General features: G+C 42.0%; 13 protein-coding genes. 5 read left to right on the top strand and 8 right to left on the bottom strand.

Going from position 1 to position 15686, the window contains the following annotated elements; genetic code table 11:
• Positions 1–24 precede the first annotated feature (24 nt).
• Complete coding sequence (locus VK179_15100; GenBank protein HLO60074.1) at positions 25–2652, top strand: gliding motility-associated C-terminal domain-containing protein; 2628 nt, start codon at positions 25–27, stop codon at positions 2650–2652.
• Entirely contained in the window at positions 2561–3868 is a 1308-nt protein-coding gene (locus VK179_15095; GenBank protein HLO60073.1) for a tetratricopeptide repeat protein, read from the top strand. The genes VK179_15100 and VK179_15095 overlap by 92 nt, the downstream gene beginning before the upstream one ends.
• Before the next feature lie 220 nt (positions 3869–4088).
• Here VK179_15095 and VK179_15090 read toward each other — a convergent pair whose 3' ends face one another.
• The 6 genes from VK179_15090 to VK179_15065 form a co-directional block, all read right to left on the bottom strand.
• Complete coding sequence (locus VK179_15090; protein ID HLO60072.1) at positions 4089–4862, bottom strand: prephenate dehydrogenase/arogenate dehydrogenase family protein; 774 nt, start codon at positions 4860–4862, stop codon at positions 4089–4091.
• 125 nt (positions 4863–4987) lie between these two features.
• Positions 4988–5989 (bottom strand): chorismate synthase, encoded by a 1002-nt coding sequence (locus VK179_15085; GenBank protein ID HLO60071.1) that lies wholly within the window; start codon positions 5987–5989, stop codon positions 4988–4990.
• Positions 5990–5993: 4 nt separating this feature from the next.
• Positions 5994–6632 (bottom strand): type I 3-dehydroquinate dehydratase, encoded by a 639-nt coding sequence (locus VK179_15080; GenBank protein HLO60070.1) that lies wholly within the window; start codon positions 6630–6632, stop codon positions 5994–5996.
• Positions 6629–7648, bottom strand: a complete 1020-nt coding sequence (gene aroB / locus VK179_15075) for a 3-dehydroquinate synthase (GenBank protein HLO60069.1) — start codon at positions 7646–7648, stop codon at positions 6629–6631. The genes VK179_15080 and aroB overlap by 4 nt, the downstream gene beginning before the upstream one ends.
• Positions 7645–8730, bottom strand: coding sequence for a bifunctional 3-deoxy-7-phosphoheptulonate synthase/chorismate mutase type II (locus tag VK179_15070; protein ID HLO60068.1), 1086 nt, complete (start codon positions 8728–8730; stop codon positions 7645–7647). The genes aroB and VK179_15070 overlap by 4 nt, the downstream gene beginning before the upstream one ends.
• A 1-nt stretch (position 8731) precedes the next feature.
• Entirely contained in the window at positions 8732–9589 is an 858-nt protein-coding gene (locus tag VK179_15065) for a prephenate dehydratase (GenBank protein HLO60067.1), read from the bottom strand.
• 273 nt (positions 9590–9862) lie between these two features.
• Here VK179_15065 and nth point away from each other — a divergent pair, with 273 nt between their 5' ends.
• From nth to VK179_15050, 3 genes are all read left to right on the top strand, one after another.
• The gene (nth, locus tag VK179_15060) at positions 9863–10504 is read left to right on the top strand and encodes an endonuclease III (GenBank protein HLO60066.1); all 642 of its coding nucleotides are present in this window, start codon (positions 9863–9865) and stop codon (positions 10502–10504) included.
• 316 nt (positions 10505–10820) lie between these two features.
• A complete protein-coding gene (locus VK179_15055; GenBank protein ID HLO60065.1) occupies positions 10821–11759 on the top strand; it encodes a hypothetical protein in 939 nt (312 codons plus the stop codon).
• A 13-nt stretch (positions 11760–11772) separates the two neighbouring features.
• Complete coding sequence (locus VK179_15050) at positions 11773–12216, top strand: hypothetical protein (protein ID HLO60064.1); 444 nt, start codon at positions 11773–11775, stop codon at positions 12214–12216.
• Positions 12217–12286: 70 nt separating this feature from the next.
• On the opposite strand, the gene VK179_15045 is transcribed toward VK179_15050, so the two are convergent.
• Together VK179_15045 and uvrA are read right to left on the bottom strand one after the other, a co-directional pair.
• Complete coding sequence (locus VK179_15045; protein ID HLO60063.1) at positions 12287–12646, bottom strand: four helix bundle protein; 360 nt, start codon at positions 12644–12646, stop codon at positions 12287–12289.
• Positions 12647–12771: 125 nt separating this feature from the next.
• Positions 12772–15579: an excinuclease ABC subunit UvrA gene (gene uvrA / locus VK179_15040; GenBank protein HLO60062.1), complete on the bottom strand. Its 2808-nt coding sequence runs from the start codon at positions 15577–15579 to the stop codon at positions 12772–12774.
• Between the last annotated feature and the right edge of the window lie 107 nt (positions 15580–15686).

Genomic DNA, 15686 nt, shown 5'->3' with positions numbered 1-15686 from the left:
AGCAGAAATGTTAGCTTTGTAATAATGAAAAAGCTTTTTATAACCTGTCTCCTGATCCTGACTCCGTTGTACATGTTTGCCACACACAACAGGGCCGGTCAGATTACATTTGAACTCATTTCAGGATATACTTATAAGGTGACCGTAACAACATTTACCTATACCAAAAGTGCAGCCGACAGACAGCAATTGCTTGTTAACTGGGGCGACAACACTTCATCAATGGTTGACCGCGGTGAAAATAAAGTTCTCCTGCCTAATGATTATTTCCACAATAAGTACATCACTACCCATACGTTTCCTGGGCCGGGCGTATATGAGATCCTCATGCAGGATCCAAACCGGAATTACGGGATTAACAATATCCCGAACTCCGTTAATGTAATCTTTTCAATAAAAACCACACTTGTAATCAGTCCTGAGATAGGTAAGAACAGCTCACCGGAACTCTTGAATTTCCCTATTGATAAAGCCGCAGTCGGCCACCTTTTCATACATAACCCGGCAGCCTACGATCCGGATGGTGACAGCCTGTCTTATAAAATGACGGTGTGTACAGAACAGGACGGGCGGCCAATCGCCGATTACCAGATTCCCAAAAGCAGTGATACCATTTATGTGGATCCTGTTGTAGGAGACCTTGTTTGGTTTACGCCTGTTGATACCGGCAAATACAATGTGGCCATTAACATCGAAGAGTGGCGTTACGGAGTTAAAATCGGGAATATTACCCGCGACATGCAGATTAACGTTTACCAGACCGATAATAATCCGCCTGTCAATCCTGCATTGCCAAACCGCTGTGTGGTTGCAGGTGACCTGGTTGAACTGCAAATCACAACACTCGATGCGGACAATGATTCGGTACATCAGATGATGACAGGAGGACCTTTTGCCATTACCTCGTCTCCGGCAACATTTCAAAGAGTTGCAAAAGGAAGAGGTTTTTCAACTTCCAACTTCAAATGGCAAACGAATTGTGATCATATCCGAAAGCAACCCTGGCAATTAACTGTTAAAAGTGAGGACTTCGGCCCGGATATTCAATTGGTGGATATCGATAATTTTACAATTCGTGTTCTGGCACCCCCGGTTCAGAATGTCACCACAGCAGCCACAAGCAACCAGATAACGCTGAACTGGAATCAGAGCCTTTGCGGTAATGTAGCCGGGTACTACATTTACAGGCATGAAGGCAGTACAGGTTACACACCAGATAGTTGTACCACTGGCGTTCCTTCATCCACAGGTTATGTAAAAATAGCGGCCATTAAAAATCCTTCAGATACTGTTTATGTGGATGATAATAATGGTGAAGGACTTGTCCAGGGAATCGATTACTGTTACATTGTTACTGCCTGGTATCCTGACGGCTCTGAAAGCATCGCTTCACAGGAAACATGTAATTCACTTGTACCGGGATTCCCGTCTCTCATGAACGTAAGTGTAACCGGTGTAAGCCAGACGAATGGAAGTATTTATGTTTCGTGGGCAAAACCTCGCAATTTTGACGTTACACAGGCTCCGGGTCCTTATGTTTTTGAAGTTTACAGATCCTCGACCGGCAATGGGAATGACTTCCAACTTGTTGGTTCAATTCCTACCTCGGACTTACTGGATACTTTTTTTATCGATTCACCCTTAAATACTACCATTTTCCCGTATTATTACACGGTAAAAATGTTCAACAACACTCCTGGTAACCGTTTTGAAATGCGACCGGGTGAAAATGAAACGGCCTCATCGCTTTACCTGGATATACAGTCGGATGACAACCAGATTACTCTGAACATACGCAAAAAGGCTCCCTGGATAAACAACCAGTATGTGATTTACAGAAGCACCGATCCTGCGCTTCCTTATGATTCGCTTTCCATGGTAGACAGAAATGTATACGTGGACCAGGGTCTTAGAAACGGGGTAACCTATTATTACCAGGCTAAAAGTATAGGATGGCGCCCGATCGATAGTGTGATTTACCGTAATTCAAACATGTCTCATATCAATTCTGCAGCTGCTGTGGATGTTACTCCGCCGTGTGCCCCGTATCTTTATGTTCAGTCGATGTGTGACAGCAATGCTATGAATGTTCTGAGATGGACAAACCCCAATAAGAGTTGTTCAAACGATGCAGTTAAATATAAGATTTATTATTCCTCCGCGTTGGATGCAGCCATGGATACTATAGCCACTGTTGCGCCGGCCACTGATACGATTTTTGAACATCACTTCACTGAAGGTATGTCACTTGCAGCCTGTTATGCGGTTACTGCAATCGATTCATTCGGGAATGAAAGTGCACGTTCCACTGTAATATGTGTAGACCAATGTACCTTGTACAGTCTTCCGAATGTATTTACACCCAATAATGACGGAATCAACGATGTATACACTTCAATCAACCTCAATCATGTTATAGAAAAAGTGGATATGAAGATTTTCAACCGGTACGGGCAATTGGTATTTGAGACAGCTGATCCGGACATTAACTGGGAGGGAACACTGAAAAACACTGATACAAGGCTTAAATCAGGGGTATATTATTATATATGCGATGTGTATGAGCCACGGATCAGTGGCACAGAAATACGAACACTTACAGGATTTATCCATTTATATGCTGATGGCAATGCTCAACCGGTTACCAAATAAAATGAAGAAGAGTCTTACTCCTCTTTTTCTTTTAACCGCAGGCATGTTATATGCTTCCGGACTTTTCGCGCAGTCACCTGATGAAATGTATCTGGCCGGAAATGCCAGTCTTAAGAAAGGCGACTATAATAAAGCAGTTGAAAACCTGTCAATGGCAATTTCACGTGATAATGCAGATGAGAGGCTATTTATTCACAGGGGTGATGCATTTCTGAAATTGAACGACCCTGAACAGGCAATCAAAGATTACAACGAGGCTAATGAAATTAACCCTGGAGTTGCAGATTTTTCTCTGGCACGGGTTTATGCCCTGCAGGGCGATGTCGTGAAAGCTGTATCCTGTTTGAAGGATCATCTTGGATCAGCGTTCAGAATCGAAGAGGACAGTATTAAAAAGGATCCTGCTTTTAATCGTATCCAGGAAAGTGCCGAATGGCAGAATCTATGGCAGAATGAGTGGTATAATGATTCGGAGAAATCGGTTGCTGATGCAAGATATTATTTAAGAAAAAGGAATGTTGACCAGGCAATCTCTATTCTGGATAAGGCTCTTAGTAAAGATCCTGCGAATACAATGGTTTTGCTGGCCAGGGCAAATGCTTTCATAAAGCAATCAAATTTTGGTGCTGCCGCCGGAGATTATTCGTCAGCAATAAGCAAAGACAAAATGCTGACCGAGGCATATGCCGGCAGAGGTAAGGCCAATATATACCTGGGACGGTTTAAAGAAGCTGTATCTGATTTTAACCGGGTGCTTAAGGATGATCCTTCAGATTTTGAGACTTACCTGAAAAGGGCAGAAGCCAACGCCGGTTTGTCCAACTGGGATGCTGCTGTTAAGGATATGCAGGTTTATCTGAAATATTTCGATGACGATTTGCATGCCGTTTACGTATGCGGTGGTTATTACTATTCGGCTGGCGATTATATCAATGCATTGAAATGCTTTAACCGCAATTTGAAAGAAGACCCTAACAATGCACAATATTTTAAGGCACGGGGAAAGACTTACCTGAAAACGAATACCTATAAATATGCAGTCAGTGATCTGTCCATGTCACTTGATCTGAATGCTGAAGATTCGGAAACATGGATGTACCACGGATTGGCGGCAATCAAGACAGGTGATGCACAGAATGGTTGTTCAAGCCTTCGAAGAGCCCAGGCCATGGGCAATACAGATGCAGTGAAATTAGTTTTGGAAAACTGCCAGTGAGTGCCAGCGCGTCATTGCGAGGAGCTTGACGAATCCTTAGATTATATCAAAAATTATTGTCGACGAAGCAATCTGCCCGAACAGGCAGAGCGCTGCAACAACCTTCTGATCAATGCTTGTACTCTTGGCAATGTCCTGCCTGTGCTAACAGATTGCTTCGTCGCGATACTTACTGCAATAATCATTAATCTTCACGCTCCTCGCAATGACGTTTCATATATTAATGTATATTCCTCCTGAGTTGATTTAAAAACTCTCTCAATTTGATTTCATCCTTTTCCTTAACAATGTCGCGGAGATAATCAAGCCTGTCGCTAATTTTTTCAAGTTGTTCAAGAGTAAAAGGACTGAAAAGAACTTCTGACAAAAGAAAATCATCTTCTGAGAAAAGTCCTTTGGCAATTTCAAAATGCTTTCTGAATGTAGTTCCCGGCGCCTCCTGTTTTTTCATGCAGGCGGCAAATACCATTGTTGAAGCGAATGGAATCGAAAGGGAATAGGCTATCGTCTCATCATGCTCAAGAAAAGTATATTCAAATATCCGCAGATTAAACGATTCAAAGAAATTCCTGAAAAAAGCCTTTCCTTCACTATCCGATTCGCCTATTATGATGGCACTTTGTCCTGAAAGATCTCTCAGATTTGCGAAAGTAGGACCGAACATCGGGTGAGTGGAAACAAATCTTCTTCCTGTTTCCGGGTAGAATTTCCTTAACCCGTTTTTTACCGATGTGATATCTGCAAGGATACAATCTTTACTGAGGTAGGGCAGAACCTCCCTGAACACCGGAACCGTAAGCTGAAGGTTTACGGCGTTGATCACAAGATCAGGGTTAAATTCTCTGATTTCTTCATAAGAAACTAGCTTAACTGTGTTGAAAAAGTATTTTAAACGCGACAGGTCATTGTCAAAAGCAGCCACTTCATAATCCAGGCAAAGAGATTCAATAAGCCATGAACCCATCTTACCTGCACCAAGAACGAGAATTTTCATTTTTTGTCTGTTAGTCTGTTAGTCTAATAATTTTAGGGACTTTAGGGACCTTAGGGACTTTATGGACCTATAAGATTGTGTCACCTCTCACATTTACTTACGCCTTACTCCTTACCTCTTACTCCTTACTCCTTACTCCTTACTCTTCTTCCCACCCTCTGTTCCTGCAGCATGAAATCCGCAAGGACAATGGCAGTTGCGGCTTCAACCACCACGGGCACGCGGAGTGCTATGCAGGTATCGTGTCTTCCTTCGATTTCGAGATCAATCATTTCTCCTGTTTTAATATTAACTGTTCTTTGCACCTGGTGTGTGCTGGATGTAGGTTTAACGGCCACCCTGAAAACAAGATCATTGCCGTTTGAAATTCCTCCGTTTATTCCTCCGGCATGGTTAGTCGATGTTTTGCCATCCGGTGATATCAGTTTGTCGTTATGTTCGCTTCCCCACATCCGGGCAGCAGAAAACCCCGAACCAAATTCAACACCTTTTATGGCGGGAATTGAAAATATTATATGGCTCAGAACGGCTTCAATTGAATCAAAAAAAGGCTCTCCGAGGGCTACAGGCATATTAGAGGCTGCACATTCTATGATTCCTCCGATGGAATCTTTTTTCTCAACAGCAAGGTCAATTGCTTTTTCGATATCGGTCATACCACCAACCTCGAGTATTTTTGCCTCCACCTGTACCGGTTCAATTAATTTTTTGGCAATAACACCGGCTGCAACCAGTCCAAGAGTCAGCCGGCCTGAGAAATGACCTCCACCCCTGTAATCTTCATATCCGCCAAACTTTTTCATTGCCACAAAATCGGCGTGGCCGGGGCGGGGTGTCTCTCTGAGCTGGGTATAATCGCGTGAACGCGTATTATTGTTATCGAAAATAATAGTCAATGGGGCACCTGTTGTAAAATCATTAAACACGCCTGAAATAATACGTGGCAGATCGGTTTCCTTCCGAGGTGTTGTACCCTTGCCACCACTTCTGCGTCGGTTAAAATCATCAGTAAAATCATTGAAAGTAAGTGGTATACCGGCAGGACAGCCGTCAATGGTTACACCTACATTTATGCCGTGAGATTCACCGAATATGCTAATTCTGAAAGCCGTTCCAAAAGTATTCATGACATCAGATTTGCTGTATCTCAAGGATGAACTGGTTCAGTTTTTCATAGCTTATTTGACCCGGGGCAGTTGCTGAACCGTCATTTAAAGAAGCATATGTGAACTCGGCACCCAGGAAAGGCGCCACTATACGGCTGATCCTGCCCAGATCGCCCATACCTATTGCAACCAGCCGACCCGGAGCTTTGTAAAGAGATAAAATTTTTGAATTGTCCCTGTTCACGTTGATATGTGTGGCTACTTTGGCCAGGTCTGCTCCCATGGCATAACATTTTTCAACAATTTTCTCAAGTTCATCCAACTCGGGTGTCCTGTCATAATTATGATAGGATATGATTACATCACACTGGTGATGGTGAGCGAAATCGATAATCTCGTTCCTGTAGATATCAGATGATTCAAATTCAATATCCACGTAGGTGGCGCCTGCTTCAATGGCTGTTTTAAGAAGTTCCAGGCGGCTTTGATCCTTTATTTTTCCGGGACGGCAGGTGGCAATGATTTTTTTACGGACTGAGAAGACCTTTTTTATTTCTTCGATAGTAAAGCCAGTGAGATCGATCCTGATCTCAGCAACCTCTACTTTACCGACAGCCTCAAGGCATTTTTCGACATCCTTTTCAATAATGCTCGCACAAATCATAAATAGATCTTTTCAAGTTGGTTAATAGATACGGGTTTAATCACTGCATTTCCGATCCGGTCGAGGAAGACCATATTCAGGTGATCCCCCTGTCTTTTCTTATCTTTCTTCATTGCTTCAACCAATGCAAGGTTATTTATTTCAGATTCCAGAGGAAGACCGAATTTTCTGATCAAACGATTAAGGCGGTCACATTCATCCTGCCTTAAAAGTCCGAGAGAAACTGACAGATCAGCCGCCAGTTTCATTCCGATACTCACAGCTTCGCCATGTAACATGCCTGTTAAGTGTTCAATAGAATGCGCAAATGTATGACCAAAATTCAATATTTTGCGTTCTCCTTTTTCTTTTTCATCGGCTTCCACCACGGATGCCTTAATCTGAACGGATTCAAAGATTATTCTTTCAAGTGTTCCGGGATCTTTTGCCAGCGCTTTATCAACATTTTCTTCAAGATAAGTGAAGAGAGACTCATTTCGGATAGCTGCAGCTTTTATAATTTCTGCAAAACCAGAAACAAATTCTCTCTGATTCAGGGTTTGAAGCATTGTAACATCAACGAATACAAAAAGGGGCTGACTGAAGACGCCAACCATGTTTTTGTAGCCCAAAAAATTAACGCCGTTTTTACCACCAACACTGGCGTCAACCTGTGACAGAAGGGTAGTGGACACAAAACCGTAATTCAGCCCCCTCATGAATACCGACGCGGCAAAGCCACCCACATCGCAGACGATCCCACCTCCTATAATGAGAATAAAGGAAGAACGATCGGCTTCATACTTTATAAGTTCAGTAAATATATATTCCAGGGTGCCCAGTGTTTTGTTTTTCTCACCGAGGCCGATTGAAATGACAGGACAATCAGGAAATTCCTTGCCATACAGGTTTCTTATGTTGTCATCAGTGATGATAATGGTTTTACCGGGGGGCAAATAGTCCCTGACATTTTTCAGGGATTCTCCTATCAGGATTTGTGATTGTCCCGATGGAGTGTTGATGCTGATTGTTTTCATCCATTCATCACTTTAGTCTGATGGTTGATTGATTCTTCATGGATAGCGCGGAATACCTTAATAATAAACTCTTCCCCCAGGCCTTTTTTTGCTGCCTGGTCAATTTTATTCCTCAGTATCTCATCCCACCGCTGGGTTTGCAGAATCGTTATGCTGTTAGCCTTTTTATACTCACCGATCTTTTCTGATATGGCCATACGGTGTTCAAAAATATCCATTAATTTATCATCCCATTTATCGATCTCATGCCTCAGGTCTTCAAGGGTAGATAAAATTACATTGTTTTGCACATTTGCAGTCCTGAGAACAAGTCTTTTAATCATCTTATTCAGATTTTCAGGAGTAAGTTGCTGCTGAGCATCACTCAGGGCTTTATCCGGATTGCAGTGCGATTCAACAATGAGGCCATAGAAATCAAGGTCCATAGCACGCTGCGATACTTCATACAATAATTCACGGCTTCCGCAGATATGGCTCGGATCGGTAATGATCGGCAACTCAGGTATAAGTCTTTTCAGTTCAATGGGTATCTCCCATTGAGGATTGTTCCTGTATAAAGTACGGTTATAAATCGAGAATCCCCTGTGTATGGCAGCCATTTTTGTAATACCTGCGCTGTTGAGTCGTTCAAAAGCACCAATCCAGAGTTCGAGATCGGGACTCACAGGGTTTTTTATCATCACGGGCATGTCAACCCCCTTAAGCGCATCTGCGATTTCCTGCACTGCAAAAGGATTTGCCGTTGTGCGGGCGCCTATCCAGATTATGTCGATACCGGATTTCAGGGCATCATACACATGTTTAACATTGGCTACTTCAGTTGCTGTAAGCATGCCAAGTTCTTCTTTTACCCGGCGCAACCAGGGAAGGCCGTCTTTACCCACTCCTTCAAAAGCGTTTGGCCTTGTTCTTGGTTTCCATAGGCCGGCACGATAGATCTGAACGCCTATATCTTTCAGTTGGCGGGCTGTTTCCATGACCTGTTCCTCAGTTTCAGCGCTGCAGGGTCCAGCCATGATCAAAGGCCTTTCACTTGAAATACCTTTGAATTCGAACTTGTCTAATTTCAGTGATACTTTCATATTATTCCATTATAGATTTTCCTTTTAAATATTCTCCTAAAATCTGAAGGCCGCTTGTAAATGGCCGTATAGCTTCTATTGCCTGGTAATAGTGACGGTAGCTGTCGATTTCAACATCCACGAAGAACTGGTACTCCCAGTCCTTACCGATTATCGGCATAGATTGTACCTTGGCAAGGTTTATATCATAGTACGAAAGGATGGAGAGAACCTTTGACAGCCCGCCTATTTTATGGGCCAACGCGAAAGTAAGGGAGGCTTTATTGATAGATGTGACATCCTGGCGATCTCCGTTTTTACCTTTTAATATAAGGAAACGGGTGTAATTCTTTTTATGGGTCTCGATTCCTTCTGCTATAATCTCAAGCTTGTATTGATCTGCAGCGCGGCCCGATGAGATGGCAGCCGTATTTTTAAGCTTTTTATCCGCAATTTCTTTGGCACTTAAAGCCGTATCGATGCTGTCAATAAGCCTGATATCCGGATGATCATCAAAAAACCGCTGGCATTGAAGGATTGCCATCGGATGTGAATATACTTCACGAATGTCGGCAATCGTTTGTCCCGGCAGAGCCACCAGGTTCTGTTTTATGCGAAGGTAAATTTCACCGATTATTTCAAGATTTGATTCAAGCAAGAGGTTATAATTCGGAAGTATACTGCCGGCTATAGAATTTTCTATGGCTGTGATTCCGAAATCAACTTTTCCCTGTTTCAGTGCTTTGAAGAGGTCTTTGAACGTGTTCCTCGGTACAATTTCAATTTCTTCATTCTCAAAATAACCGTAGGCGGCGATTTCATGGAAGGCGCCATATCCGCCCTGTATGGCAATACGTTTGGTTTTGGGAGAGTCGGTCATGTTTTAATTTGTTAGCGTGTAAAAACAAAAAAGCCCCGATTTTCGGGGCTTCCATTATATTTTGAGTATATGCAAAACAAGCCCCTTCAGGTTACCCGGAAATAAAAGTAAAAGAAGAAAGCGTTGCTGGCAATACGATTCATATTCTTACAAATGAGATGCAAATATAATTACTACTTATTGAATATGCAAATTTATTATGATTTTTGTCATTCATTTGATTCAACCAGGCTTTTGTTTTTTTATATTTTTGACACTATAACCCATAAAAAGATGACTACAAAACAAAGATATGAGCATATAATTAAATGGTTCATTGATAATATGCCGGTGGCTGAAACAGAACTTGATTTTGATGATCCGTTCAGTTTGCTTGTATCTGTAATCCTGTCCGCCCAGTGTACAGATAAAAGAGTGAATATGATCACCCCGGCCCTGATAAACAGGTTTCCGACAGCCGAAGCTATGGCAGAGGCAGATACTGAAGAGATATTTCAGTATATTAAATCCTGTTCCTACCCGAACAGCAAGGCACATCATCTGTCAGGCATGTCAAAGATGCTTGTCAGTGATTTTGGTGGAAAAGTTCCGGAGAAAATAGAGGATCTTATGAAACTGCCGGGCGTGGGAAGGAAGACAGCCAACGTGGTTACCCTTGTAGCTTTCGGGAATCCTGCTATGCCTGTTGACACTCATATCTTCAGGGTAAGTGAACGCCTGGGCCTTACCACTCATGCAAAAAATCCTGCCGATACAGAACGGCAGCTGTTAAAGTACCTTCCCGATAACGCTTTGCCTGTTGCCCATCACTGGCTTATTCTGCACGGCAGGTATATTTGTGTTGCGCGTAAGCCGAAATGCGGTGAATGTGGATTGAGGGAATGGTGTCGGTGGTACAAAATAATGTGCAAATGAGTTAATGTGCTAATTTGCTAATGAAAAACACTAAATTGTCAGTAACACAAACACATTAACACATTAGCACATTAGCACATTAGCACATTAGCACATTAGCACATTAGCACATTGGCACATTGGCATTGTGTTAATATCTCGTTAACAGCTTTCGTTAAAAAAAAAACGAAAACAGTAACTTTGAAAATAAATCATCGTTAAACAAAGCTGAACTGACATCCAGACATATTTGGATATTTATGTTGAAAAAAAGATTACATTTATTATAACTTTGATTCTTATGCTTTTAAGAATACAACCCTTAAACCTTTAACTCATGCAAAAGCATTACATTTCCTTATCATTGGTCAGTATTGTGTTCATCTCTGCTTTAACAATACTGGGCAATTCTTGCAAGTCAAATAAAAATAAGGAGGGCAGGGATGTTGGAATTGAAAATTACCTAACCGAAGAAGATATTTTTGACGATATTGATAAAGCAAAAAAGATCTTCTATTCGCTGCCTTCTCCGCTTGAAACAGCTATGCTTTTGAAATCAGCAGGCGTTAGTTATAATGAATCGATCCTTAACGCGCTGAATAACGTTGAAAAATATTCAACCAACAGGAGCAAAGCACTGAATCTGGGAATTTATACAACCGATCTGAGTTTTGCCTGCCTGTTTGATCAGCCGCAGACTTCATTGAAATATATGGATGTAACCAAGCGACTGGCTATGGAAATGGGAATCAATGATGCCATTGACGATGAAACAATGAAACGCCTGGAACAAAACCTTGATAAAAGGGATGTGGTTATGGACATTATTTCCGAAACTTTTCTCAATTCAAGTTCTTACCTGAAGGAAAATGATCAGCAGGATGTGGCCGCAATGGTTCTGGTAGGTGGCTGGATTGAAGGGCTTTATATAGGCACTCAGATGGTGGGTGATAAGCCTGTCCAGGGTAATAAGCTTGTCGACCGCATTGCCGAACAAAAACTGTCATTCAGCATTGTAGAGCGGATGCTCCAGGATAATACAAAGAACCTCCGCGGTGAAGAAAACAGGGACATTATGGAATTAATCAATGAACTTCATTCTCTAAAAACCGCTTTTGATAAAATTGAAGTACAGACAACAGCTGTAAAAATAGACGCAAATGATACCGCGTCCGTTACCACTCTTAAATCTCAGACGAAGATTACTGTAACACCTGAAGCTTTCTCTGAGCTGCAAACTGCTGTGAAATCATTAAGAAACAACTTCGTTCAATAATAATACAAGAGTTATGAAAAAGTTCCTTCCCTATATAGTTTTGCTTGCCGCATTAGTGATTGCCAGCACCCAGGCCGAAGCCCAGTGTAAAGGCTTTGCCAAAAAGTTGTGTAAACTTGAACTCACCGGTTACGTTCATGATGGTAATTATCATGCCGCTATCCTCACTGAAGGAGAAGAAGCTGAATTATATAAAACATTTTATTCCGGTCAGAATTACAGACTTGCCGTATGCGGTTCAGAAACGTTACCGCCGATTGAATTCCAGGTGATTGACGCTTATAAAAATGTTCTCTATGACAACAAACAGCATGAATCCTCTGGTACCTGGGATTTTAAGCTTGAATCCAGCCAGCAGTTGAAAATTGTTGTAAAAGTTCCTGTGTCCGCTCAAAAAACTGAATTTCCAAACAGTGGCTGCGTAGCTATAATGTTTGGGTTTGAGGATAAGCAGTAGGAAGGGCTGTAGACTGCAGGCTATAGGCTGTAGGCTGCAGGCTATAGGCTGTAGGCTGTAGGTGGATGGTCTATTCCATACTTTTTAAAAGAGAAGCTAACACTTTCTGAGTTTCAATAAATTTGTTTTGTATAATATCAGAGGCTAATTCTTCATTGCTTATAGTATATCCAAGTCTTACCGATAGATTGTATTGATAATCCGCTTCTCTGAGCGAACCATATGCCATTTCAAGAAATCGATGGTATTCGATTTGAGTAGATCTGGCGCATCCTTCGACTATATTAGAGACAACTGAGACTGATGCTCTTCTGAGTTGAGAGGTTAGTCCATAGATTTCATACTTTGGAAAATATCTCGAAATTGAATACACAGCCAATACAAGATTGTCTGCTATTTCAAAAGCAATTAATTTTTTGTGATCTCTCATTTTTAAGGGGTTTTAGTTTTGTAATAAATTTCAAATATCGATTTTGCTATAGCCTTAAGTCTACAGCCTACATTCTTAACAGCCTACAGTCTACAGCCTATAGCCTACAGCCTACAGCCTACAGTCTACTTTTTCAGCTTCTCAACCAAAAACTTTCCCGTATACGATTTCTCACATTTCACCAGGTCTTCCGGTGTGCCTTCAAACACCAGGTAACCACCGTTGTCACCGCCTTCGGGGCCGAGATCTATCACCCAGTCAGCTGTTTTTATTACCTCCGGATTATGTTCAATAATCACAACGGTGTGCCCGTTAGCGATTAATGCATTAAAGGAATCAAGCAGTTTTTTTATATCATGAAAATGCAGCCCGGTGGTTGGTTCATCAAAAAAGAAAAGCACCGGATCATCGCTTTTGTCGGCACCCAGGAATGAAGCCAGCTTCACACGCTGACTTTCGCCTCCTGAAAGAGTGCTTGATGCCTGTCCGAGTTTCACATAACCAAGTCCTACATCAGCAAGCGGCATAAGTTTCCGTGCAACCGTCTTTTCGCTGGTTCCCTTATGAGAGCCAAAAAAATCAATTGCCTCGTCAATAGTCATTTCAAGAACATCATAAATATTTTTCCCGTGGAACTGAACATCAAGGACATCTTCTTTAAACCTTTTTCCATGGCAGCTTTCACACACAAGGTGTACATCAGCCATAAACTGCATTTCAACCTTTATTTCCCCTTCTCCCTGGCATTCTTCACAACGACCACCGTCGATATTGAAAGAGAAATGTGAAGGTGTAAAACCATTGTATTTAGCGGCTTGCTGGCTGGCAAAAAGCTTTCTGATTTCATCGTAAGCTTTAATATATGTCACTGGGTTTGACCGGGTGGATTTGCCGATTGGATTCTGATCAACAAACTCAACAGCAGTTATCAGGTTGAGATCTCCTTCAATTTTTCCGAACTTGCCTGTCTTTTCACCTGCACCATTGATCAGTTTGTTCAGTGCAGGGAAAAGAATTCCTTTCATAAGGGACGATTTTCCGGAACCGCTGACACCGGTAACCACTGTCAGCACATTTAAAGGAAACTTCACCTGCAGATTCTTAAGGTTATTTTCCCTGGCTCCTGTTATTTCAATATAATTATTCCATTTTCGCCTGAAAGGGGGAACTTCAATTTTCATTTCACCTCTGAGGTACTTTGCTGTGAGTCCCTCGTTTTTCTTAAGATCTTTCAGGTTGCCCTTGAAAATAATTTCACCTCCCAGTCGACCTGCATGAGGGCCGATATCTATGACCTCGTCTGCAGCCCGGATTATTTCTTCCTCATGCTCAACAACGAGCACAGTGTTTCCGATATCTCTCAGGTTTTTAAGCACTTTTATCAGCAGACCTGTATCACGGGGATGCAGGCCAATACTGGGTTCATCAAGTATGTATAACGAACCGACAAGACTGCTTCCGAGAGTTGTGGCCAGGTTAATACGCTGAGATTCTCCTCCTGACAGTGTGGACGAAAGCCGGTTAAGGGTTAAATAACCAAGACCCACATCTAGCAGGTAATGCAGGCGGGCTTTAATTTCAGTGAGAATCCTGGAAGTAACCGCCGTATCATGCCTGTTTAACTTAAGACTATCGAAAAAACCGGTCAATTCGGACACGGGCATCAGAACAAGATCTGTGATTGATTTATCGCCGATCTTCACCCACGAGGCCTCTTTCTTAAGACGTGCTCCGCGGCATTCAGGGCAGACCGTTTTGCCCCTGTAACGTGAAAGAATTACACGGTACTGGATCTTGTATTTTTTGGACTCGACATATTCAAAAAAGTCATTTATTCCGTGAAAATGCCGATTCCCGTTCCACAACAGGCTTCTCTGTTCATCTGTAAGTTCGAAATAAGGTCTGTGGATAGGAAAATTATGTTTATCCGCATTGTAAATAATCCGTTCCTTCCATTTGGTCATTTTTTCGCCTTTCCAGCAAACAACGGCATCATCATACACCGAAAGGTTCTTATTGGGAATAACAAGGTCTTCATCAATGCCTATCACTTTGCCGTAACCTTCGCACTTAGGGCAGGCACCAACAGGATTGTTAAAGTTGAACATATGGACAGAGGGTTCCTCAAAAAGAAGGTTATCAGCTTCGAATTTATCGCTGAAAATTCTTCCCTTATCGGGCTCATCTGCCTTCTTTATAAGGCAGTAACCATCACCGGAATAAAATGCCATTTGTGCAGAATCGGCATAACGGCTTTTGGAATCATCATCGCGGGCAACTACAATACGATCGATAACAACATACACTTTGTCCTTTGCAGTAGGTGAATACTTAACAACAGCCTCTTCAAGTTTGAGGAGTTCGTCATTTATTTCGAGTCTGGTTATTCCCTGGTGTTTAAGATCTTCGAGTTTCTGTGCAAAGCTCACGGTGCCACCGTTTCCTAACGGGTATAGTATCATGAGGCGTGCCCCTTCAGGAAAAGTTTCGATATAATCGACTACATCAGTGACCGTTTCTTTTTTTACCTGCTTTCCTGATACCGGAGAATAAGTTTTTCCGGCCCTTGCATACATCAGTTTTAGGTAATCATATATTTCGGTTGAAGTTCCTACAGTTGACCGGGGGTTCCTTGTGTTTACCTTTTGTTCAATTGCAATGGCAGGGGGAAGTCCCCTGATAAAATCGACTTCCGGTTTGTTCATACGACCCAGGAACTGCCGGGCATATGATGAAAGGCTTTCTACATAACGCCGCTGTCCTTCAGCATAGATTGTATCAAAAGCAAGCGATGACTTTCCCGAACCGGATAACCCGGTGATTACTATAAATTTATCGCGATCAATTGTAAGACTAAGGTTTTTCAGATTATGTACCCTTGCGCCTGAAACCTCAATAGCATTTTTATCGTATAACAACTCGTTTTCCGGCATTGTGAAAAAACAAAAGAATATTGTGTTTGTTTGTAAAAAAAAGTTATTTTCGCAAAAGTATTGTTTTCTTTTCTAAAAAAACGGTAAAAAAGTTTAATTAACTACAT

Source organism: Bacteroidales bacterium (assembly GCA_035299085.1).
Taxonomy (GTDB): Bacteria; Bacteroidota; Bacteroidia; order Bacteroidales; family UBA10428; genus UBA5072.
The sequence above is the reverse complement of the archived record's forward strand: the minus strand, read 5'-3'. Positions and strand labels throughout refer to the sequence as shown.